The sequence below is a fragment of the Trinickia sp. NRRL B-1857 genome, from assembly GCF_050470685.1.
In the GTDB taxonomy this organism is placed as follows: Bacteria; Pseudomonadota; Gammaproteobacteria; order Burkholderiales; family Burkholderiaceae; genus Trinickia.
In genome coordinates, this window is sequence record NZ_JBFLUK010000001.1 from 3,640,101 (window position 1) to 3,662,689 (window position 22,589).

Annotated in this window: 15 protein-coding genes; 9 read left to right on the top strand and 6 right to left on the bottom strand. The window is 65.6% G+C overall.

Annotation, left to right across the window (positions count from 1 at the left end; translation table 11 throughout):
* Window positions 1-25: 25 nt before the first annotated feature.
* The 3 genes from AB1286_RS16260 to AB1286_RS16270 all read right to left on the bottom strand — a co-directional run bounded on the left by AB1286_RS16260 (window position 26) and on the right by AB1286_RS16270 (window position 3,669).
* Entirely contained in the window at window positions 26-649 is a 624-nt protein-coding gene (locus AB1286_RS16260) for a hypothetical protein (protein ID WP_430364232.1), read from the bottom strand.
* Window positions 650-716: 67 nt separating this feature from the next.
* Complete coding sequence (locus AB1286_RS16265) at window positions 717-2,111, bottom strand: selenium-binding family protein (RefSeq protein ID WP_430364233.1); 1,395 nt, start codon at window positions 2,109-2,111, stop codon at window positions 717-719.
* Window positions 2,112-2,460: 349 nt separating this feature from the next.
* Window positions 2,461-3,669 (bottom strand): MFS transporter, encoded by a 1,209-nt coding sequence (locus AB1286_RS16270; RefSeq protein WP_430364234.1) that lies wholly within the window; start codon window positions 3,667-3,669, stop codon window positions 2,461-2,463.
* A 271-nt stretch (window positions 3,670-3,940) separates the two neighbouring features.
* On the opposite strand from AB1286_RS16270, the gene xdhA reads away from it, so the two are divergent.
* The 7 genes from xdhA (at window position 3,941) to AB1286_RS16305 (ending at window position 13,208) form a co-directional block, all read left to right on the top strand.
* Entirely contained in the window at window positions 3,941-5,488 is a 1,548-nt protein-coding gene (gene xdhA / locus AB1286_RS16275; protein WP_430364235.1) for a xanthine dehydrogenase small subunit, read from the top strand.
* Window positions 5,489-5,539: 51 nt separating this feature from the next.
* Entirely contained in the window at window positions 5,540-7,915 is a 2,376-nt protein-coding gene (gene xdhB / locus AB1286_RS16280; RefSeq protein ID WP_430364236.1) for a xanthine dehydrogenase molybdopterin binding subunit, read from the top strand.
* Window positions 7,912-8,481 carry a xanthine dehydrogenase accessory protein XdhC gene (gene xdhC / locus AB1286_RS16285; protein WP_430364237.1) on the top strand — a complete coding sequence of 190 codons (570 nt, stop codon included), beginning with the start codon at window positions 7,912-7,914 and terminating at the stop codon, window positions 8,479-8,481. The genes xdhB and xdhC overlap by 4 nt, the downstream gene beginning before the upstream one ends.
* A 331-nt stretch (window positions 8,482-8,812) precedes the next feature.
* Window positions 8,813-9,928, top strand: coding sequence for an NADH:flavin oxidoreductase/NADH oxidase (locus tag AB1286_RS16290; protein ID WP_430364238.1), 1,116 nt, complete (start codon window positions 8,813-8,815; stop codon window positions 9,926-9,928).
* A 47-nt stretch (window positions 9,929-9,975) separates the two neighbouring features.
* On the top strand, window positions 9,976-11,493 hold the full coding sequence (locus AB1286_RS16295; protein WP_430365090.1) for a TAXI family TRAP transporter solute-binding subunit: 1,518 nt from the start codon (window positions 9,976-9,978) through the stop codon (window positions 11,491-11,493).
* Between the two features lie 84 nt (window positions 11,494-11,577).
* Window positions 11,578-12,219 (top strand): DsbA family protein, encoded by a 642-nt coding sequence (locus AB1286_RS16300; protein WP_430364239.1) that lies wholly within the window; start codon window positions 11,578-11,580, stop codon window positions 12,217-12,219.
* A 32-nt stretch (window positions 12,220-12,251) separates the two neighbouring features.
* The gene (locus AB1286_RS16305; RefSeq protein WP_430365091.1) at window positions 12,252-13,208 is read left to right on the top strand and encodes a LysR family transcriptional regulator; all 957 of its coding nucleotides are present in this window, start codon (window positions 12,252-12,254) and stop codon (window positions 13,206-13,208) included.
* Window positions 13,209-13,249: 41 nt separating this feature from the next.
* Here AB1286_RS16305 and AB1286_RS16310 read toward each other — a convergent pair whose 3' ends face one another.
* From AB1286_RS16310 to AB1286_RS16320, 3 genes are all read right to left on the bottom strand, one after another.
* Window positions 13,250-14,347, bottom strand: coding sequence for a helix-turn-helix domain-containing protein (locus AB1286_RS16310; RefSeq protein ID WP_430364240.1), 1,098 nt, complete (start codon window positions 14,345-14,347; stop codon window positions 13,250-13,252).
* Window positions 14,348-14,474: 127 nt separating this feature from the next.
* Window positions 14,475-16,577: a hypothetical protein gene (locus tag AB1286_RS16315; RefSeq protein WP_430364241.1), complete on the bottom strand. Its 2,103-nt coding sequence runs from the start codon at window positions 16,575-16,577 to the stop codon at window positions 14,475-14,477.
* A gap of 122 nt (window positions 16,578-16,699) precedes the next feature.
* Window positions 16,700-18,736: a hypothetical protein gene (locus AB1286_RS16320; RefSeq protein ID WP_430364242.1), complete on the bottom strand. Its 2,037-nt coding sequence runs from the start codon at window positions 18,734-18,736 to the stop codon at window positions 16,700-16,702.
* Between the two features lie 1,239 nt (window positions 18,737-19,975).
* Between AB1286_RS16320 and AB1286_RS16325 the strand changes: the two genes are divergently transcribed.
* Window positions 19,976-20,974 carry a GlxA family transcriptional regulator gene (locus AB1286_RS16325; protein ID WP_430365092.1) on the top strand — a complete coding sequence of 333 codons (999 nt, stop codon included), beginning with the start codon at window positions 19,976-19,978 and terminating at the stop codon, window positions 20,972-20,974.
* Window positions 20,975-21,037: 63 nt separating this feature from the next.
* Window positions 21,038-22,558, top strand: coding sequence for a mannose-1-phosphate guanylyltransferase/mannose-6-phosphate isomerase (locus AB1286_RS16330; RefSeq protein WP_430365093.1), 1,521 nt, complete (start codon window positions 21,038-21,040; stop codon window positions 22,556-22,558).
* Window positions 22,559-22,589 lie beyond the last annotated feature (31 nt).

Here is a 22,589-nt window from a genome sequence, read left to right on the forward strand (position 1 = left end):
GGGCCGGTCGAGGTAGCGGCGCGCGCTACGCGAGTGCGAGCAGCGCCGTACCCGTCAGTGCGAGCGCGCCCGACCAGATCCAATCGAAGTTGATCCAGCCTCGCCGCAGCATACCGAGGCCCAAATACTCGTAGGCGGCGAATGCGATCGCGGCGCTCGTGACGGACGCCACGAGCGTATGAACTAGCGTGACGAGCGCCGCGGGGCCTAGCGTGCCCGTGAGGCTCGCTTGGGCCGCGGCGCCGCAGATCGGCATCAATGCGGGCACGAGCATGAGCCCCGCGCCATGCACGGTGGCGGTGGCCGCCGACCACAACGCGAGGCCGGCCGCGCCTGCCGTCATGCCGACCCGCACACGATGCCGATGGCCGTAGAGCAAGTGATAGGCGGCCCATCCGAGCAGCACGAGTCCCGCGGCGATCTTCAGCGGCCCGGCATGCACCGCGAGCCCGAGCGCCAAGGCGGACGACGTGACGACGAAGATCGAGGCGGCATGCCCGAGCGCGAGCGGCGGCAATGCCGCCACGAGTGCGGAGCGGCTTTTTCGCTGCAAGCCGAGCGCCGTGGCGAACAGCCAGCCCATGGCGGGATTCACGCCATGAAAGATGCCGCTGCCGACGACCGCGAGCCACGGCGCGGCAGCGCTCACTTGCGCGCTCCAACTCATCGTCGCGACCGGCCGGCCGTCGCGCGGCGTATCTGCTGAGTCATCGTCCTCATGGGTAGCAATACGAGTCGGACGACGCGTCGCCGCCTTCGAGGCGAATCTGATGCGGTCGATGGGATTTCGGCCATTCCAGATAAAACTCGCGATCGAACGATAGGCCGCTGCCGTCGGGGGCGTCGAGCTTGACCATCCAGCCGTCGATGCCATCCGGGTAGAACTGCTCGTCGATGGCGCCGTAAAGCGAATTGGTGAAGTAGACGCGGCGGCCGTCGCGGCTCACTTCGACCATCTGCGGGCCGCCGTTCAGGGGCTGATTGCCGCTGCGCGGATGCGGCGTGCGCTCGGCGATGCCGCCGACCCTCACTGAGCCGACGAGTTCGGGGTGATGCGGATCGGACACGTCGTAGCGGCGCATCTCGCCCGTTCCCCAACAGGCGACGTACAGGAAGCGATCGTCGAGCGAGAGCGCGATATCGGTCACGAGCGGCGGGACGGCGCTGAAGCGTTTGAGCATCGGCGGCAGCACCGCGGGATCGGCGGGTTCCGCCGGGATTTCGATCACTTTGCGCGCCGCCCAGCGATCGCCTTCGCGATACCACGTCCAGATCGATGCCGACAGGTCTTTCAAGCTGATCACGGAGTTGACGAAGCCGTGCGCTTTGGTCGGATCGTGCGCCGGCCGCAATTCGAAGACGAGTTGATTCTCTTCGCCGAAGTCGATCGTCTGTTTGTGCTTGCGCGTGTTCAAGTCCCAGAAATGCAGGCGGTGGCCGTATTTGCCGCCGAGCAGCAACTCGGGTACGAGACCGTTCTCGAACGTAGCCGGCAGGCCCCATTCGCTCGAAACGAGCGTGTCGAAGCCTAGATGCCACCAGGCGTCGTAGGCAAGCTGCTGCGGGCCGCGGTCGATTTCCCATTGCCCGCGGATGTCGAAGGTGTCGTGGTCCATCAGGAAAATGCCGCCCGGCGCATCGCCTTCGGCGTTCGCGAGGGACACGACGAAGATGCCTTGCGGACCGCAGTGGATCGTGTGCGGTCGCGTGTAGCCGGACTTGCGGGCGACCTCATCGGGTTCGAGCACGCGCACGATCTTCGGGCGGCGCGGGTCGGGTTTCGTATCGAGCACGTGAATGCGCGAGCTGCGCAATCCGGGCACGATCAGATAACGGCGTTCGGAATGCGGATGCGGCGCATTGGGACAAAGATGGGAGCTACAGGCGTTCCAGCCGAAATGATGCAATTCGTCGCCCGTATTGGGCATTGCGACGCGTTCTACGATTTTGCCGTAGTCGGGCGAACCGGGATCGAGATCGACGACCGCCAACTCGTCCGGCGCGCGCCGGGTGGGATCGAAACTCGCCACGTAGGCAAGCGTTTCCCTCGGGGCCTGCGCGGCAAGGCGCGCGGAAGGGTAGAACGTCGGATCGGGTTTCCAGGACGACATAGCCCTTTTCCTCACTTTTTGGGTTGAGGCGCATATCGTAGGAGTCGATCGAAGGAAAAAGCAAGAAAGGAATAGCAATAAGAATAAAAGAGTGGGGGTGTAATTATTTCACGTGGTTTTACCTATCAATTATGGTGGTTGTTATTTAATGAGCGCCGTGAATCGGTAGAGAATAACTGGGCGGACTCTTTTGTATTCAGAAAAAGGAAAAAGGGAAAAGGCAAAGTCGGGGGTTGGCGGCGCGATGCGCGAGCGAGTGGGTGCTGCTTCGTTGGAGCCGGATCGGGTGTGCCGGGGCCGTGCGCCGGCTACACCGATCGGAGATTGCTGGTGCGGGCCGGCGCCGGGCTCAGGCCGTAGCGGCGAGCCGCCGCCCGCGCGCGTGGCGCAGATAGAGACTCAGTGAGAGCAGCGCCGCCGCGGCTGCGGCAATCGCCGCCATGAGGAACACCGAGGGGTAGCCGAACGCCCCTGCCACATAGCCGGCGAGCGGGCCCATGATGCCGAGCGAGAGATCGAAGAACACCGAGTAAGCGGCCAGCGCGGCGCCGCGGCTAGCCGGCGGGACGAGTTCGACGGCTTCGACGCCGAGCGACGGAAAGACGAGCGCGAAGCCGAATCCCGTGACGGCCGCGCCTACGAGCGCGGCATGCGGGGCCGCCGCGAGCCAGAGGGTGAGCAGGCCCGCGCATTCGAACGCGAAGGAGACGAGGGCGACGCGGAAGCCGCCGTAAGTGCGGATCGCGTTGGCGAACAGTAGCCGGGCGCCGACGAAGCACGAGCCGAACAGGGTCAGTGCGAGCGCTGCGTGGGACCAGCCGCGCGCCGCGTAGTAAAGCGCGATGAAGGTCGCGATGGACCCGAAGCCCGCGGTACCGAGCGCGAGCCCGACGCCGTGCGGCAGCACGCGCACGAACACGCTCGCGTACCCCATCCGCTCGCCGTGCACGAGCGGGACGCCCTCGAGCCTACGCGCCAGTAGGTAGCCGATCGCGGCGAGCGCGATCGTCGCCGCGCCGAGGGCCCAGGGCCCGATCGCATGGTCGAGCGCGGCGCCCACCGGCGCGCCGATCGCGAGCGCCCCGTAGGTGGCGATGCCGTTCCACGAGATGACGCGCGCGTTATGCCCGGCGCCGACGCGCCCGATGCCCCAGAGAATCGCCCCCGTGCCGACGCAGCTTTCGCCGAAACCAAGCGCGAACCGGCTAGCGACGAGCACGATGAGGCTCACGGCCGGCCAGGCCTTGCACGCCACCGCCAGCGCCAGTAGGGCGCCGCTGCCGCAGCAGGCCATGAGTCCGATGCCCACCGTGCGCTTGGGCCCGAGCGTGTCCGAGAAGCGCCCCGCATGCGCCCGAGAAAATAGGGTCGCCGCATACTGCACGCTGACCGCCGCGCCGGCGAGGACCGAGCCCAGGCCGAGCTGGCTTTGGACGAAGCCGGGGAGCACGGGCAGCGGCAACCCGATGATTAGGTAGCAGATGAACGTGAAAGAGACGATGGGTACGATCTGGGCGGTGGCGGCGCGATCGGACAAAGCGGGCGAGGCGGCGGACATGGGCGAGCGAAATGACGACGGGGCGGCGGCGATGGTAAGGGAAAACCAGGGTTGAAGCCAAGCCGACAGTATGAAACGAAGCGAGATTGTGACATGGAACCGGTTTCTTCGCTGAACGCCGAAATCAAAGCGGCGCAAGCTGTCACCGGACATATCGGTGCAAGAGTATGAGCGGCATGCGATCCCACCTATGGGTTGCGCATATTGGCAGTGTTAGTTTTCGATCAAACGACAAACAAGCGTCTCTTTCGGTTTTTCGCATCCCACGACCATGAGCCAATCGATCCGTTTCTATCACCGCAACGCCATCCGCGAAGTCAGCGACGTGCCCGTCACGCGTACGGTTTTGCAATACCTGCGCGAAGACGTGCAATGCACCGGCACGAAAGAGGGCTGCGCCGAGGGTGACTGCGGCGCATGCACCGTCGTCGTCGCCGAGCCCGACGGGGCGGGCAGCCTGCGGTTCTCGGCCGTCAACGCCTGCATCCAGTTCTTGCCGACGCTCGACGGCAAGGCCTTGTTTACGGTCGAAGACCTGCGCCAGCCCGATGGGTCGTTGCACCCCGTGCAGCAGGCGATGGTCGATTGCCATGGTTCGCAATGCGGGTTCTGTACGCCCGGTTTCATCATGTCGATGTGGGCGCTGTACCGCAAACACGGCGGCGAAGGCGAGGCGCCGGCATGCGCCGCCAACGGCAATGCGGGCTGCGCGGGCGGTTGCGCGCCTTCACGCACGGAGATCGCCGACGCGCTAACCGGTAATCTGTGCCGCTGCACGGGCTATCGGCCGATCATCGACGCAGGCGAACGGATGTTCGAGCTGCCGGCGCCAAAAGCACCGATCGACATTCCCGCGCTCGCCCGGACCTTGGCGAGCTTGCAGCGCGACGAAACCTTCCATTACGAGCACGGCGGCGACGCGTTCGATGCGCCCCGTACGCTCGATGCCCTGGCGGCGCTCAAGGTTGAGCGGCCGGCCGCGCGCCTGCTCGCCGGCAGTACCGACGTCGGTCTGTGGGTCACCAAGCAGATGCGTGCATTGGGCGATATCGTCTATATCGGCCGCGTGGCCGAGTTGCAGCGCATCCAGACCTCGGCCGATTGGATCGAGATCGGCGCCGGCGTCACGGTGGAGCGCGCTTATGCCGAACTCGCCGGCCATTACCCCGAACTCACCGAGATGTGGAAGCGTTTCGCATCGCTGCCGATCCGCAACGCGGGCACCCTCGGCGGCAATGTCGCGAACGGTTCGCCGATCGGCGATTCGATGCCGGGCCTCATCGCGCTGGGCGCGCGTGTCGTGCTGCGCGGCGGCGAGATCGAGCGCGAGTTGGCGCTGGAAGACCTCTACCTCGCTTATCAAAAGAAGGATATGGCCGAGCACGAGTTCGTGGCCGCGCTGAAGGTGCCGACGCGCACCGGTGCGCGCGAGGCGCTGCGCTTTAGGACGTACAAGCTGTCCAAGCGATTCGATTCCGATATTTCGGCCGTGTGCGCCGCCTTCTCGTTCATCGCGGACGGCGACACCGTCCGTTCGCCGCGCATCGCATTCGGCGGCATGGCTGCCACCCCGAAGCGCGCGACGCACGCGGAAAGCGTGCTCTCCGATGCGACCTGGCACGAAGCGACGGCCCAAGCGGCAATGCAGGCGCTCGCACGCGACTATGCGCCCTTGAGCGACATGCGGGCCACGAGCGATTACCGTCTGCAAACCGCGCAAAACGTGCTTTATCGCTTCTGGCTCGAGACGCGTCCCAACGACCCGCTGCCGCCGCAAGCGCTGAACGTGCGACTGGTCGATCTCGAGACGCCCGCCTAAGCGCCAAGCGCCCTATCACGCCAGCAAGAACGACAAAAGACAGAGACAGCAATGAACCAGCAAGCCGAACCGTTTTTGACCGAGCTCGCCGAGCAAGAGCGCGATCGCGCGGCATTTCGCCAAGTGCACGTGTCGCGTCCGCATGAGTCCGCGCACTTGCACGTGAGCGGCCGCGCCACCTACACCGACGACATTCCGCTGGTAGCCGGAACGTTGCATGCCGCGCTCGGGATGTCGCCGAAGGCGCATGCCAAGATCGTATCGATGAACTTCGACGCCGTGCGCGCGACACCTGGCGTCGTCGCGATCTTCACGGCCGACGACATCCCCGGCGAAAACGAGTGCGGGCCGATCATTCACGACGACCCGGTGCTGGCCGAGGGCATCGTCCAGTACGTCGGGCAACCGATGTTCATCGTCGTCGCCACCTCGCACGATACGGCGCGCCTTGCCGCGCGGCGCGCGCAAGTCGAGTTCGAGGAATTGCCCGCGGTACTGACCGCGCAGGCGGCGCGCGCGGCCAATCAGTCCGTGCTTCCGCCGATGAAGCTTGCGCGCGGCGAGCCGGCAGCCAAGATGTCGCGCGCGGCGCATCGCGTGAGCGGCGAGCTCACGCTCGGCGGCCAGGAACAGTTTTACCTCGAAGGGCAGATCGCCTACGCGGTGCCGAAGGACGACGACGGCATGCACGTCTGGTGCTCGACGCAGCACCCCACCGAGATGCAACACCACGTCGCGCACGTGCTCGGCGTCGCCTCGCACAACGTGCTCATCGAATGCCGCCGGATGGGCGGCGGTTTCGGCGGCAAGGAATCGCAGTCGGCGTTGTTCGCCTGCTGTGCGGCGCTTGCAGCTTGGAAGCTGCTATGCCCCGTGAAGCTGCGTCCGGACCGCGACGACGACATGATGATCACGGGCAAGCGCCACGACTTCCACTACCGCTACGACGTCGGGTATAGCGACGACGGCGTCATCGACGGCGTCGCCGTCGACATGACGTCGCGCTGCGGCTTCTCGGCCGATCTGTCGGGCCCGGTGATGACGCGCGCGATCTGTCATTTCGATAACGCCTACTGGCTTCCCGATGTCGACATCGCGGGCTTTTGCGGCAAGACGAATACGCAGTCGAACACCGCGTTTCGCGGCTTCGGCGGCCCGCAAGGGGCGTTCGCCATCGAATACATCATGGATAGCGTCGCGCGCTCGCTCGGACTCGATCCGCTGGACGTGCGCCGACGCAATTTCTACGGCAAGACCGAGCGCAACGTGACGCCCTACGGGCAGACGATCGAAGACAACGTCATTCAGGAGCTCGTCGACGAACTCGTCGCCACGAGCGACTACCATCGCCGCCGCGAGCAGGCACGGGCCTTCAACGCGACGAGCCCCGTGCTCAAGAAGGGCATTGCGATTACGCCCGTGAAGTTCGGCATCGCCTTCAACGTCGCGCACTTCAATCAGGCCGGCGCGCTCGTGCATATCTACACGGACGGCTCGGTGCTCGTGAATCACGGCGGCACCGAGATGGGCCAAGGCTTGAACACGAAGGTCGCGCAAGTGGTCGCACACGAACTCGGCGTCGGCTTTGCGCGCGTTCGCGTGACGGCGACCGATACGAGCAAGGTGGCCAACACCTCGGCCACCGCGGCCTCGACCGGCTCGGATTTGAACGGCAAGGCTGCCCAAGACGCCGCACGCCAACTGCGCGAGCGTTTGGCCACGTTCGCCGCCGATCGCTTCGGCGAGGGCAACGTCAAACCGGGCGACGTCGTGTTCGCGAACGACACGATCTACGTCGGCGAGGTCGCGCTGCGGTTCGAGGAGGTCATCGCGAAGGCCTATCTCGCGCGCGTGCAGTTGTGGTCCGACGGCTTTTACGCCACCCCGAAGATCTACTGGGACCAGCAAAAGCTCCAAGGCCGCCCGTTTTACTACTACTCGTACGGCGCAGCCGTGTCCGAAGTGGTGATCGACACCCTCACGGGCGAGATGCGCGTCGTGCGCGCCGACGCCTTGCACGACGTCGGCGCCTCGCTCAATCCGGCCCTCGACATCGGTCAAGTCGAAGGGGGGTTCATCCAAGGCATGGGATGGCTTACGACCGAGGAGCTCTGGTGGAACGCGGGCGGCAAGCTCATGACGCACGCGCCCTCGACCTACAAGATCCCGACGGTCAACGACTGTCCGCCCGATTTGCGCGTGCGTCTGTTTGCCAACCGCAACGCCGAGGACAGCATTCACCGTTCGAAAGCGGTCGGCGAGCCGCCGTTGCTGTTGCCGTTCTCCGTGTTCTTCGCGATTCGCGATGCCGTCGCGAGCGTGGCCGATTACAAGGTCAACCCGCCGTTGAACGCGCCGGCCACGGCCGAAGAAATCCTAAAGGCGGTGGCGGCCGTGAGAGCGGCTCGCGTGGGGAGCGCCGCATGAAACCGTGTTCGTTCGCGCCGGGGTCCGGGCCGAGCGCGCCGCCGCTGCACGTCGTGCTGTTCGGCGCCGGCCACGTCGGCCATGCGCTCGTGACCCTATTCGGCACGCTGCCGTGCGTCGTGCAATGGGTCGACGCGCGCGACGAATGCTTTCCCGACGAGGTGCCGGCGAACGTGCAGATCGAGGCGACCGACACGCCCGAGGCCGTGATCGATGCCGCGCCGGCGGGCGCCTGTTTTCTCGTCCTGACCCACAACCACGCGCTCGACTTCGCGTTGGCCGAACAGATCATGCGCCGTCGAGACTTCACTTACTTCGGCATGATCGGCTCGAAAACCAAACGCGTGAAATTCGAGCGACGCTTGATCCAGCGCGGCGTCGAGCCGGAGCGCCTGCATCAAATGGTGTGCCCGATCGGCGTGCCGGGCATCGTCGACAAGGCGCCGTCCTCGATCGCGGTAGCCGTCTGCGCGCAACTGATGCAGGTGTATTCGAGCCGGCAACGGGCGAACGCCTCGAGCCCGGACGCCATGCCGGCACGAACCCGGCTGTCGGCAAACGCTTAGCGGTAAGCCCCACGGGCACTTAACCGCAGAACCGCAGGCTGCCTGCTGCCCGCGCGGCCGGTACCGCCTCGACGGGCCTTTATTCCGAGCGACTAGGCCGTATGCCACGCGCTGCGCCCGTGCTCGGGCCCTTTTTGCTATCGGTTTTCGATACCGTTAGCCGAGGCGAAAGGGCATCCCCGCAGCATTTTCCTTCGGCATCCCTTATGCTGCTCGGCGATGCGCTGTGCAGCGGAGTTCCGTTTGCGCCCCCGGCAGCCGGGAGCGCCGCGTCGTTCCGTGCGCCGCTTAAGCGCGTATGTCGCGCGCCGAATCGATCGAGGAACTCGCCATGAGCCGTTTGTTTGAGCCGATGACCATCGGCAAGCTTGCTTTGTCCAACCGCATCGTCATCGCCCCGATGTGCCAATACTCCGCCGAAGGGGGGAGCGCCACCGATTGGCACATGATCCACCTCGGCCAGCTTGCGCTCTCGGGCGCCGGTATGCTGATCCTCGAGGCGACCGCCGTGTCGCCCGAGGGCCGGATCTCCTCGGGCGATCTCGGTCTTTATTCGGATGAGAACGAAACGGCGCTCGCCCATGTGCTCAAAGCCGTGCGCACGTATTCGCCGATCGCGGTGGCCGTGCAACTCGGCCACGCGGGCCGCAAGGGATCGAGCCGTTCGCCGTGGGAGGGCGGTGCCCAGATCCGCTCGGACGAACCGCTCGGCTGGAAGACCGTCGCGCCGTCGCCCGTCCCGCACGCCAGCGACGAAGAAGCGCCCGTCATGCTCGACCGGGCCGGCATGGATAAGGTGCGCGACGATTTCGTGGCCGCCGCGAAGCGGGCGGCGCGACTCGGTATCGACGGTATCGAAATCCACGCCGCCCATGGCTACTTGCTGCACCAGTTCCTGTCGCCGATCGCGAATCACCGGGACGACGAGTATGGCGGCAGCCTGGAAAACCGGATGCGCTTTCCGATCGAGGTGTTCGAGGCCGTACGGGCTGCGTTTCCGGCCGATCGCCCCGTCTGGGCCCGGATCTCGGCGACGGATTGGGTGCCGGGCGGATGGGACGTCGAAGGGACCGTCGCGCTGTCGAACGCGTTGAAGGCGCGTGGCTGCGCCGCGATCCACGTGACGACGGGCGGCGTCTCGCCCGAGCAGGCGATCAAGCTCGGTCCGGGCTATCAAGTGCCGTACGCCCAGCGCGTGAAGGCCGAGGTGGGCTTGCCGACGATCGCCGTCGGCCTCATCACGGAAGCCGAGCAGGCCGAGGCGATCATCGCGAACGGCGAAGCCGACGCCGTCTCGCTCGCCCGCGCGATGCTCTACGATCCGCGTTGGCCGTGGCACGCGGCGGCCAAGCTCGGTGCCCAAGTGCATGCGCCGAAGCAGTATTGGCGTTCGCAGCCGCGCGAGCACAAGGATCTGTTCGCCGGGGCGGCCTTCGGTAAGCGATAACGATGCGGGAAGATCAAGACCCGTCGCGCAAGCCGCGACTGCCACGGATGCCGAAGGTGCTGCGCGCGCCGCGCCCGCCGCGCTTCGTCGCGCGCGTGATCGCCATCTCTTGGCGCGATCTGGCCGTCTCGATGGGGCCCATCCTCTTGATCTCGGCTGCCGCGATCTGGCTCGCCATTCGGCTGATCCAGCCCGCTCCGCCCAATACGCTCGCGATCTCGGCCGGGCCGGTCGGAAGTTCCTTCTGGAACGCCGCGCAGCAATACAAAGCGATTCTCGCGCGCAACGGGATCACGCTCGAGGTGTTGCCGTCGGCCGGGTCGCTACAGAACCTCGAACGGTTATCCGATCCGAAGCAAGCCGTCGACGTCGGGTTCGTGCAAAGCGGCGTCTCGCTGGCGTCCGCGGGCGCGCCGGCGGCGGCGAGCGCGGCGCAGGCCGAGGCGGCTTCGGCGGCGCCGTCGCGCGAGGCAAGTCCGGCGAACGCTACGAGCGCCGCAAGCGTGGCGGCCGGTTCGGGTTCGGCGGCCGGCGAGGCCCCGTCCGAGCATCTGGTCTCGCTCGGCAGCGTGTCCTATGTGCCGCTCGTCATTTTCTACGAGGGACGCGAGCGTTCGCGTCTGTCGGGGTTCGCCGGCGACAGGATCGCCATCGGCCCCGAGGGCAGCGGGACGCGCGCGTTGGCGCTCGCGCTGCTACGCGCCAACGGCATCGTGCCGGACCATGGCACGACGCTGCTGCCGCTGACGGGCGAAGCGGCGGCCCGCGCGTTGACGGAGCATCAAATCGATGCCGCCTTCCTGGCGGGCGATTCGGCGCAGCCGCCCGTCATGGCCAAATTGCTGCGTACGCCGGGCGTGCGGCTCTTTTCGTTCGCGCAGGCCCGCGCCTATGCGCGCCGCTTCCCGTATCTGACCGACATCGAATTGCCGATGGGGGCGTTCGATCTCGGCAAGAACTTGCCGCCTGCGCCGGTGCACACGGTCGCGCCGACGGCCGAGCTCGTCGCGCGCGATTCGCTGCATCCGGCGCTGTCGGATCTCTTGATCGAGGCGGCCAAGCAAGTGCATTCGCGCGCCAATCTCCTGCAAAATGCCGGCGAGTTTCCGTCGCCGGTCATGCACGATTTTCCGATCAGCGACGATGCCGCCCGCTACTACAAATCGGGGAAGAGCTTCCTCTATCGCCTGCTGCCGTTTTGGCTGGCCAGTCTCGTCGATCGCTTGATCGTGCTGATCGTGCCGATCATCGTCGTCTTGATTCCGGGCGTGAGATTGATTCCATCCTTGTACGCCTGGCGCGTGAAATCGCGCATTTACCGGTGGTACGGCGCATTGATCGCCATCGAACGCTCGGCCCTCGATGAGACGGCCAGCGAGGAGGAGCGCACCGCCTCGCTGGCCAAGCTCGTGGAGATCGAAGCGGCCGTCAATCGGCTGAAGATGCCGCTTGCGTATGCCGATCAGTTCTACGTGCTGCGCGAACACATCGGATTCGTGCGTGCACGGCTCGCGCAAGCGTGGGGCGAGCGCGCGCATACGGACACGGACGCGGGCGGCGCGTAATATGCATCAGATGCGACACAAGGCCGGCTTGCGTCCTAGGCGACGTTGCCCCACAAGCAGCAACCGGATCAACCGGAGATTGTCATGACTCAACCGATCGACGCGGCGTCGCCGCTGTGGTTCTACGATTTCGTGTCGCCGTTCTCGTACTTGCTGCTGGAGCAGCACGACAAATGGCCGAGCATGCCGTTTTCGCTCGTGCCCGTCTCCGTCTACTCGCTTTATCGGCATTGGGGCCAGCGTCCCACGAACGAGGTGCCGCAAAAGAGAACGTTCGTTTATCGGCATGCCCTGTTTCGCGCCGAACAGCTCGGCATTCCGTTCAAGATGCCGCCCGTTCATCCGTTCGATTCGACGAAGGCGTTGCTGCTCGCAGCCGCGATCGAGGCGGATGTGCCCACCGTCTGTTCGATCTTTCGATTCATTTGGCGCGACGGCCGCGACCCGTCCACGCCGGACGGCTTCGCCGATCTGTGCCAATTGCTGAACGTTCCGCACGGCGAACGGCTCATCGAGCACCCCGATACGAAAGCCCGCCTTCAGCGCAACTTCGACGACGCGCTCGCGCTCGGCGTCTTCGGCGTGCCCACGTTCCGGCTTCATCGGCAATTGTTCTGGGGTGAGGATGCGCTGCCGATGGTGCTCTATTGCGCACGCTCGCCGGGCTGGCTCGAATCGCCCGAAGTCAAACGCATCAGCGCGTTGCCGAGCGGGATGGCGACGTGATCCAATCGACGCGTCGCGAAACCGGCATCGAATTGTCGCCGAGCGAGGGGCGCGGCACCGACGCGCTCGATATCTGGCTGCTGCGCGTGTTGCGGACCTTGCTGACCGAGCGCAGCGTCACGCAGACCGCGCTGCGATTGAATCAGACGCAACCCGCGATCAGTACGGCGCTGCGCAAACTGCGCGAGACGCTGAACGATCCGATTTTGGTGCGCGGCAAAACGGGCATGGTGCCGACCGAGTTCGGTGCATCGTTGCTCGGGCCGACGCAGCGCGCGTTGCGCGACGTCGATTTCGTCGCCACGCCGCACGGCAACTTCGACCCGGTCGCGACGCGGCGCACGTTTCGGATTGCCGCGCCCGATTACTTGAACGACTTCTTCATGCCCACGCTGATCGCGCGGTTTCGCGAGGCGGCGCCGCAAGCGCGGCTCGAGATCGATTCGCTCAATCCCGGGCTCGATCACGGCGCGGCACTCGAGGCGGGCGAGCTCGATCTTGTGGTCGGCAATTGGCCGAAACCGGATGCGCGTTTCGCCCGTAGCGATTTGTTCAGCGATACCGTCGTGTGCATGATGCGGGCCGATCATCCGCTTGCTCATGAGCCGCTCACGCTCGAGCGTTATCTCACCGCGGCGCATCTCGCGCCCACGCCTTATAGCGGCGCGCGGCGCAATGCGATCGAGATCGGGCTCGCGCGAGCCGGGGCTTCGCGGCGAGTCGTGACGACGCTGCCGTACTTCGGTCTCGTGCCGCAGGTGCTGCTGCATTCCGATCTGATTTTTACGACCACGCGTCGCTTTGCGTTGCATTACGCGCGGATGCTGCCGCTTGCCGTTTGCGAGGCGCCGATTCCGTTTCCGCGCATCAAGTGCTACCAGATGTGGCACCCGCAGCCCGACCGGCCGCATGACCTCACATGGCTACGTGCGCTCGTGGACGAGGTGTCGGCTCAATTGACCGTGCGCTCGCGCAAGAGCGAAGCGTAAGCGAGGCCGGCTGCGCGGGCCGAGCGCACCGCATCGCGCATTCAGCGCTGCCTCGCGCGCCGCCGTTCGACGATCCGATACTCGGTCGGCGAAATCGACAGCCGTTTGCGGAACATCTTGGCCAAGCCGTCGCCGCTGCCTACCCCGCAGCGCCGCGCAATCTTATCGACGGGTAGATCCGTGCTGACGAGCAGCACGCAACTCGCGTCGAGCCGCGCGCGCACCAAATACTCCGACGGCGTGATGCCGATCTGCGACTTGAACCGCCGCAAAAAACTGCGTTCGCTCATCGCGGCCACCTCGGCGGCTTTGGCCACCGAAATCGGTTGGCCGTAGTTTTCACGCATCCAACGCGCCGCCGTATCGATCTTCTCGCGTGTGCCCCCGTCCTCGAGTTCGCCCAGCACGGCGCCGAGCCGGCGCCAGGCGCCCGGTACGGCCCGGTCCGCGATCGCGCGGGCGGCCTGCGCCCCGCGATCGCGTTTGACGATCGATAGCGCGCAGGCAACCGGACCTAACGGATCGTCGAGCGCGCTGGGCTGCTCCGCATGCGTGGCCGGGTGGGTCGCCTGCTTGGCGCCCAGCGCGAACGATCCATTCGATGGCTCGAGAGGCGCGATGCTTGCGGCTGCGGCGAGGATCGCGGCGCCTTCGCCGATCGCCTTCACCGTTTGCGTATGCTGCATGAGCGCACGCAAGCGGCGGATGAACGATTCGTCGGACGCGAGCCGGGCCGCGCCGCGACCGCCCGGGATGAACAGCGCGTGCAAGCCGTTCGCCGCGTGCGCGTCGAGATTGTCGGACCAGACGCGCATCGTGGCGCTGCTCGCGATGCTGCCGCCCGTATTCGACATGACGATGAGGACATAGGGATCCGCCGCCATGGCCGATGGCGGCGATGGCGGCGCTAGTATCGAGGCCGTGCCTCTCGACGACGCGCTCGATGACGCGCTCGATGACGCGCTCGCCGGCGCGGGCGCCTCGTCGACGCGCATGCGTTCGCCTTCGAGATCGTCTGCGAGCCGGAACACTTCCGCGATGGAACTCGCCTCGACGAGTGAAAACCCGTCGAACACGAGGATAGCGATGCGCTTGGCCATGTGGGGGCAGGCGTGACATGCCGCGTGCACGCGAGGCATGCGGCGCGAGTCCAATGCGTCGCATGGTATGCGCGAGCGGCGCCGGCACCATGCGCTAGTCGGAAAAACGCGAGATGTTGTCAGATGCCTTCGATACCGCGATGAGGGCCGCATCGTCCACCACCGCTCATTGACCGACGTAGCCCGCCGGCGGCGTGACGCTCGCCTTGATCGCCGGCGCGTTCGTCGAGACGACGTAGATCGGCGATTCGGTCAGCGTAAGGGCGACGCGGCCGTTGCGGTACGGTAAGCGAGCAGCGTTGCCCATCGTATCGAATACGCTGACTTGTCCCGACGTGCCGGGATCGTCGATTCGAAGCGTATACGCGACGCCGTAGCTCTCGCTGAACCCGGACGTCGCATTCCAATGCGCGTTGTCGTGCGCCCAGAGCGCCGTGACGATTTTGCCGCCGTTCAATCGCTGAAAGGCGTAGCCGTAGATCCCGGCGGGCAGATCGTTGAGATGGCCGAGCGTGGTCGTGCCGTCGATCAAGCGCGTCATCGCGCAAATGGCCAGGGCCGCCGGCTTGGGGCTGATCTCGCGTGCGCCATAGGCGCCTCTCGCATGTTCCAGATCGAAGAACAGGCCGTAGCCGGGCGGCGACTCGGGTATGTCGGACGAATAGAAAACGTAGGTCATATCGACTCCTTCGCCAAGCAAGATCAGATGCGTCCGCGCCACGACGGCGCTTTGAGCGAACAGGACGTTTTGCGTCGGAAAGTCGTTGCCGTACTGCGTGCCGATGTCGTAGCTGATCCCGGTTTCGGTGGCGAACAGCTTCGCCCCGCGCGCAAGCGTATGCGCCATCCATGCCCGCAATTGGCGTAGCGAGGCGGGCAGTGCGTTGGCGGCGACGGCCGGATCGGCGTCGGTCGCAAGACGCTCGGGCGGATGTGAGGGCGACGTGCCCGCATCGTAGTAGCCGTGAATCGTCACGCCGTCCAAGTAGCGGCCGATGTGAAGCGGCGCGAGGCGTGCGAGCCAGCGTACGTTTTCGCGCACGGAAGCATTGGTCGGACCCATCACGACGGCGTGCGGATCGGCCGCATGGATCGCCTCGTAGGTCATGCGGTACAAGTCGACGAAATGGGCATCGGTGTCGCGCCACGGCAGGCCGCCGTCGTAATCGGGTTCCCAGGTGACCTGGTAGTAGTCGTACGCTTGATTGGGAAAATAGACGGCGCGGATTCGGGCCGAATCCTCGCCGACGCGACTCAAATAGCCGGTGTAGGCGGCCTCCGACGACGGCGCGTAACTGTGCGTTGCGGCGCCGGTTGGGCTCGCCCAGCCGGGGATGCCGTCGAGTTGGATCAAGCGCATGATGTCGCCCGCCCTGAAATACGACGCGAGGGTCGCGACTCCCGGCTTGAACGTATTGGGGTGCTCGGGCTCTTCGATGTACCAATTGCGCGTGTCGTTGGCCCACGACAGTCCGAGCGCCGGATAGAGCGGACGATAGCCGTCGCCCTCGCAACATCGCTGCCCCGGGTGCAGATAGTTCGCGCCTTGGCCGCCGAACCGGTGCTGATCTTCGTGCGCAAACGAAACGGGCGGCAGCACGGACGACACGTCCGGCAACACGCCGAACGTGGCGATACCGGCCGGGCGCGTGCCGCGCCGAGGCAGCCGCTGGCCGCCGTGCACGAGCGAAGCCATCAGCGCGAAGTAACCGGCCCGCGTCGACGTGCAGCTTAGCGAGACGTGCTGGTTCCCGGCGTCTACGCGCAGATGTCCGGCGGCGCGTACGACGTTCCATGCGTCGCGAATTTGCCATTCGATCGTATCGGCTTTCGCGCTTCGCGAGGCGAGCGTGATCGCGAACGGCGCGCCGAGCGTGACGAGTCGCGTCCCGTCGCCCCCCGCTAAATCGGCGTCGATGCCGTCGCCAAGTATGCGCGCTTGCGTGTCCGAATCGGACGATACGGACGATTCGGACGCGTTCTGCGTGCAGGTCATCTGGCCCGGTGTGACCAGCGCACCCGAAACGGCGGGGGCTTCCTCGGCGCCGGCCGGCGCGGGATCGGCTCGATTGGCTTCGGGATCGGACCGTCCGCATGCCGCGAGCGAGATACACAACAGCATGAGCGCGGCGATCGCGGGGCGGGTATAGGCGCCGCGGATGCGGCAGTCTCCCCTCACGCCGGCGGCGCTCGAGCATTTCGCTGCAAGCCCCGCCGAATCGGCACCGGGAGCGTTCCGTACGTGAGCGATAGGGGCAGCGAGATGCATGAGTCGCCTCGGGCCGGTGACCCTAGAGTGCATCACGCAACGGGGCGCATCTCTGTGCTCGATCGAACGAAATCGAGCGGAACGTAGCCGGCTACCTTTGCGTTCCGCTCAGGGGCGTCTCGTCACGGGCCGACGTAGCCTGCCGGTACGGTCACGTTCGCTTTCATCGCCGTTGCATTGACGGACACGACGTAGATTGGCGATTCGGTCAGTGTCAGCGCGACCTGGCCGTTGGAGTACGGCATGGCGGCGGCATTGCCCATCGCATCGAGCACCGTGACTTGCCCGGAGGTCCCGGCGCTGTCGACTTGCAGCGTATACGGCACGCTATAGGTCGTGCTGAAGCCCGACGTCGTGTTCCAATGCGCGTTGTCGTGAGTCCAGAGCGCGGTCACGATCTGGCCGCCGCCGAGTCTTTGAAACGCGTAGCCGTAGACGCCGGCCGGCACCCCGTTCAGATAGCCGAGCGTGCGCGTACCGTCGAGGATACGCGTCATGGCCGCGACTTCCATGGCCGCCGGCTTCGGGCTGATATTGCTTGCGCCATAGGTGCCGTTCGCATCGTTCAGATCGAAGAACATGCCGTACCCGGGCGGCGAATCGGGTGTGTCCGACGAATAGAAGATGTAGCTCATATCGGCGCCTTCGCCGAGCAAGATCAGGTGCGTGCGTGCGACGACCGCACCGTGCGCGAACAGGACATTCGGCGTCGGATAACTCGGGCCGTACGCGGTCCCTTGGTCGTAGCTGATCCCCGTTTCCGTCACGAACAGCTTCGCGCCGGGATGAAGCAGGCTCGTCATCGTGCCGCGCAATTCGCGCATCGATGCCGGCAACGCGTTCGCGGCCGTCGCCGGATCGGGATCGGTCGCTAGGCGCTCGGGCGGATGCGAAGGCGAGGTGCCGGCATCGTAGTACCCGTGTATCGTCAAACCGTCGAGATACTGCGCGATGCCGAGCGGTGCGAGCCGCTTGAGCCACGCGGTGTTCGAGCGCACCATCGCCGCCGTCACGCCCATCACCACGGCATTCGGATCGGTCGAATGCAGGCCGTTGTAGGCGGCTTGATACATGGCGACGAGATTCGCGTCCGTGTCGAGCCATTGCGTCGGACCGCCGCCGTCCGGCTCCCAAGTGATCTGGTAGTAGTCGTTCGCCTGATTCGGGAAGTAGGCGGCGCGGATCTGCGCCGAATCGGTCCCGACACGGCTCGCATAGTTTTGGAAGGCCGATTCCGAGGCGGGGGCGTAGCCCTCGGTTTGCGCACCCGTGGGGCTGGCCCAGCCCGGAATGCCGTCGAGCTGAATCAGCCGCATGATGTCGCCCGCCTTCAAGTACGGCGCAAGCGTGTTCGTGCCGGGAACGAACGTATTCGGTCCGTTCGGTTCTTCGACGTACCAACTGCGCGTGTCGTTGGCCCACGACAAGCCGAGATCGGTGTCGAGCGGCCGATAGCCGTCGCCGCTGCAACAGGTTTGGCCCGGCTGCAAATAGTCGGTGCCCTGGCCGCCGAAGCGATGCTGATCTTCGCGGGCGTAGACGGGCGCCGGTAGCGAGGCCGACACGTCGGGGCGTACGCCGAACGTCGCGATGCCGCTCGGGCGCGTGCCGAGCGAGGGCAGGGCGTTCGCGGACGTCACGAGCGACGCCGCCACCGAGAAGTAACCGGCAAGCGTCGACGTACAGCTCAGCGTCACGGTTTGCGCGCCGGCGTTCACGGCGAAATGCCCGCTTGCGCGTACGACGTTCCAATCGTCGAGCACTTGCCAAGATACTGTGTCGCCGCTTGCGGCGCGAGTCGTGATGGCGAGATTGAACGCGCTGCCGAGCGCGAATGTGCGGGTGCCGTCGCTGCCGGGCGTATCGGCCTCGATCGTGGGCCCCGTGCCGGCCGCGTTCACCGGCGCCGACGGTTGGCCGCAACTGAGCGCCTGGCCGCCCGCCGCTACGATCGGCGTGACGGTACGCGATTGGCCGGCGGGCGTCGCGCCTTGCACATTGCCGCCGCTCGACGCGGAATTGGTGCTGCTTGCGGCGTTGGATGAGGGTCCGGCGCTTCCGCCCGAGCCGCCGCAGGCGGTCAACAGCGAGAGCGCGGCGGCAGCCGCGCAGCGATGCAGGTAGGCGCGGCGCGCGCGGGTGGGCAAATAATGCGTCATCGATCGTCGTATCGTGTTCGGTGCGCCGATGCTTCGCGCAGGCAAAGCGCGGCGCCGCGCATCGACGAGCGCGATGCGCGTGGTTTCGCCGAGGGCGAGGTCAATGGGGACATTGCGCGTTGCGCCCGCGCCTGTCGGCGCGATCGGTCGGCGCCGGATCGCGAGAGCGAACGGTCGGAGTCTCGTGCGAAGAATAGGGTTCTGCGCCGGCACGTTAGGTCGGACGAAAGCCTGATTTCACACGAATCGCTGCCGAGAGACTACAAGCTTTGCCGCCGTTTTAGGAGCATTCGATCTAGTCGATTTGCGCAACGTGCGGTGGCGGATTAGTACGCACGTGTAGTGCGCCGCAACGCGCCAGCATGCGCCATACGTCATATCGACCGACGTATTCGGATAGGCGCTAGGGGTAACCATTACCGCTTCGTCGCGCGTATCGAACCGTATCCGCGAAGGCCGGAAGGGACCCCACGGCGGCGTCTGCAAGCGCGAGCGTACCGTTGCGGCGAGGTCATGCTGCGCTGCGTAAGGGCGGCACCGTCCGTTCTCGAATGACCATCGGACGAAAAATCGAAATACGAACGATTGGAAATGCAATGACGCATTGATTGCGATTTTCAATCGAGCCGAATGAATCACGAATGAAACATGCGATGCAAAGATTTCAATGATTTTTTCGACGATCGGAAAAGCGAAACGAGCAATGCGACGGCGTGCCGATCGGCACCGGTATGGTTGCCAATGTGGTCTCAACAACACAGCGATCCAAACGCAACCTTTATCGTCTCCTTATGCGTTTGCGCACGCTTCGGGTCCGCTTGGTGCGTGCGCGTCGCATCCAGATAGTATCGGTGCGCAGTTGCCGTGCACCTCGCTCGATCGGCTCAATCGAAGCCGGCGTCTTCACGTAACATCCCGGCCGCACAAAACAACATCGGGGACCTTAAGCGTCGAAAGCGCGCGTCGTTCGGCATGGCTTTTGCCGGGACGGCGTGGCGTTTTTCGGCTAAATGCTGGGCAATTGAAACGGCTATCCGGGCGATTTGTCCGATTCGCCTAGACATGCGAGATGGTCTGTCGAGATCGGATAAATCGCTAGGCGGTATCCGCCGGAGCCTATCCGACAAGATGTCGCCGAATTACGTCACGCGATCCACGCTGCGTCCTGGCACTGTCTACGATGCACTGCACTACGAGGGGATCCGGGCCATGCCGGCGATGATTCGTGAGGGAAATGTCATGCCTTACGCGAGTACCGAACCCGCACTAACAGGTTGGTGGCGCGCCAGCGCGCAAAACGCCCCGAGCGCCAGCCGGCGTATCGCGATCGTCTTGTTCGACGGCTTTTCGCTGCTCGGCACCGGCCTCGTCGCCGAAGTCTTTCATGTGGCGAATGAGTTGGCCTGTACGAGTCCGCATCATTTGCAGGTCTACGACATCGCTTTTCTGTCGGCCGAAGGCGGCAACGTGCGCTGCTCCTCGTCCGTACGCGTATGGACCGACGGCCTAGACGCTCGCCACTACACCGGCTTCGATGCGTTGTTTATCGCCGGCGGCAAGGGGGCGCGTGCGGCGGCGGCAGACGAGCGGTTGATCGGCTGGCTCCGGCACGTGCAGACGAAGACGGCCAATATCCGCTCGATCGGCGAGGGCAGCTTGTTGCTCGACGCAGCCGGAATCGGCGCAATCGACAAGGTCTATCACTTCGGCTCGTATCTGCGGCAAGCGGCGCGCGAGGAAGAATCGCTCGACATGGATGAGCGGCTCGAGCCGATGAAGGGCGCCTTGACGATGGTCAAGCGCGATCTCGGTCTCGAGCTCGCGCGGGCGGTGGCCGAGCGCTTGATGCCTGGATCGAGCGCGCGACTCGTGCCGCTCCTCGGCGACGGCTGCGCAGCCAGCGCGGGCGACAAGATCCGCTCGGCCGCGCGCTGGATCCAAGACAACTGCGAGCGGCCGATTTCGATTGCCGATGCCGCGCAAGTGGCCGCCATGAGCGAGCGCAATTTCTTGCGGCGTTTCAAGCTCGAACTCGGCATGACGCCGTCGGACTATTTATTGCAAGCGCGTCTGGCCATCACTTGCAGCCTGCTGATCGATTCGGAGCTGCCCGTCGACAAAATCGCACGCCGCAGCGGAATGGGTAACGGCGATCGGCTCGCGAAGATCTTCCGCAAACGGATGATGATTTCGCCGACGGAGTTTCGCTCGCAAAGCCGCCGCGGGAACGGCGGTTAAACGGGGAGCACCGCGATGCGATTCGAGCTGCGACGATACGAGCGCGCCGGCGCGGCACCCACTATGCCGCCGCCCGCCGCCGTCGCCATGGGCGAGGTATCGAGTCGGGCGCACACGCCGTGCCGGCGGCTGGTTCCCGTCGTCCTGGCGGGCGGGGCCGGGACGCGGTTGTGGCCGATGTCGCGCGAGCACTATCCGAAGCAGCTCATCGATATCGTCGGTGCCGACACCTTGCTGCAAGCGACCGCGCATCGCATGGACGGTTTCGCGCCGGGATGGGACGTGGCCGATGCGCCGCTCGTCGTGTGCGGCGACGAGCATGGCTTCATTATCGCGGAACAGCTACGCGCCGCCGGCGTGACGCCGCGTTTGATCGTCGAGCCCGCCCGTCGCGACACGGCGCCCGCTCTGACGCTGGCCGCGGCGCTCACGTGCGAGTGCGACCGCGATGCGATCCTCGTCGTCATGCCCGCCGATCACGCGATTGCCGACGTGCCCGCGTTGCAGCGCGCGATCGCATTGGCGGCGCAGCATGCCGAGCAAGGCGAGATCGCGGCGCTCGGCGTGCCGCCGACGCGCGCCGATACCGGCTTCGGCTATATCCGTATCGGCGACGCGCTCGGCGACGGCACACACCGGATCGATCGCTTCGTCGAAAAGCCGCCTGCCGAGCTTGCCGCGCAGTATGTCGCGAACGGCGGTTACTGGTGGAATAGCGGCATCTTCGTGCTGCGCGCATCGGTCTGGCTCGACGCGCTGCGACGCGTTCGGCCCGAGATGCACGCAGCTTGTCTGGCCGCCGTCGCGCGAGGCGCGAGGCGCGATGCGCGCTTCGAACCGGAGCCCGACGCATTCGCGCGGGCCCCGGCCGATTCCATCGACTATGCGGTGATGGAGCGGATCGGCGCGCCCGACTCGCCGTGTGCGGGCGCCGTCGTGCCGCTGCAAGCGGGCTGGTCCGACCTCGGTTCCTGGGATGCGGTGTGGGATGCCCTGCACAAAGACACCGACGGCAACGTCGCGCGCGGGCGCGTCGTACTCGAGGGTGCGGTTTGCACGTTCGCGCATGCCGAGAGCCGGCTGGTCGCTTGTGTCGGTACGACTGACGTCGTGGTCGTCGAAACGCCCGATGCGGTGCTCGTCGCTCACCGCTCTCACGTGCAGCGTATCAAAGGACTTGTCGCGCGCATTAAAGCCGAGCATGCGCCCGAGGCCGAGACCCATCGCAAAGTGCGCCGTCCGTGGGGGTTTTACGACTCGATCGATCATGGCGATCGCTTTCAAGTCAAGCGCATAGTCGTCGCGCCGGGCGCGCGGCTGTCGCTGCAAATGCACCATCACCGCGCCGAGCATTGGATCGTCGTGCGCGGCACGGCGCTTGTCACACGTGGTGACGAAGAGTTTTTGCTGAGCGAGAACGAATCGACGTTCATCCCGCTCGGCGTGCGGCATCGGCTCGGCAATCCGGGCAAGTTGCCGCTCGAAATCATCGAAGTGCAGTCGGGCGCCTATTTGGGCGAGGACGACATCGTACGCTTCGAGGACAACTACGGCCGCTGTAACGACGATAGAGCAGGCCCCTGAGCGCGAGGGCGACGGGCACAACGCTTCGTTG

What these genes read in the sequence shown, in the direction of transcription:
- AB1286_RS16330 (WP_430365093.1), top strand. Translation starts at nt 21,038, where the DNA reads ATGCCGCCGCCCGCCGCCGTCGCCATGGGCGAGGTATCGAGTCGGGCG.
- xdhA (WP_430364235.1), top strand. Translation starts at nt 3,941, where the DNA reads ATGAGCCAATCGATCCGTTTCTATCACCGCAACGCCATCCGCGAAGTC.
- AB1286_RS16295 (WP_430365090.1), top strand. Translation starts at nt 9,976, where the DNA reads ATGCCGAAGGTGCTGCGCGCGCCGCGCCCGCCGCGCTTCGTCGCGCGC.
- AB1286_RS16270 (WP_430364234.1), bottom strand. Translation starts at nt 3,669, where the DNA reads ATGTCCGCCGCCTCGCCCGCTTTGTCCGATCGCGCCGCCACCGCCCAG.
- AB1286_RS16320 (WP_430364242.1), bottom strand. Translation starts at nt 18,736, where the DNA reads ATGACGCATTATTTGCCCACCCGCGCGCGCCGCGCCTACCTGCATCGC.
- AB1286_RS16265 (WP_430364233.1), bottom strand. Translation starts at nt 2,111, where the DNA reads ATGTCGTCCTGGAAACCCGATCCGACGTTCTACCCTTCCGCGCGCCTT.
- AB1286_RS16325 (WP_430365092.1), top strand. Translation starts at nt 19,976, where the DNA reads ATGCCTTACGCGAGTACCGAACCCGCACTAACAGGTTGGTGGCGCGCC.
- AB1286_RS16290 (WP_430364238.1), top strand. Translation starts at nt 8,813, where the DNA reads ATGAGCCGTTTGTTTGAGCCGATGACCATCGGCAAGCTTGCTTTGTCC.
- AB1286_RS16310 (WP_430364240.1), bottom strand. Translation starts at nt 14,347, where the DNA reads ATGCCTCGCGTGCACGCGGCATGTCACGCCTGCCCCCACATGGCCAAG.
- AB1286_RS16315 (WP_430364241.1), bottom strand. Translation starts at nt 16,577, where the DNA reads ATGCATCTCGCTGCCCCTATCGCTCACGTACGGAACGCTCCCGGTGCC.
- AB1286_RS16300 (WP_430364239.1), top strand. Translation starts at nt 11,578, where the DNA reads ATGACTCAACCGATCGACGCGGCGTCGCCGCTGTGGTTCTACGATTTC.
- xdhC (WP_430364237.1), top strand. Translation starts at nt 7,912, where the DNA reads ATGAAACCGTGTTCGTTCGCGCCGGGGTCCGGGCCGAGCGCGCCGCCG.
- xdhB (WP_430364236.1), top strand. Translation starts at nt 5,540, where the DNA reads ATGAACCAGCAAGCCGAACCGTTTTTGACCGAGCTCGCCGAGCAAGAG.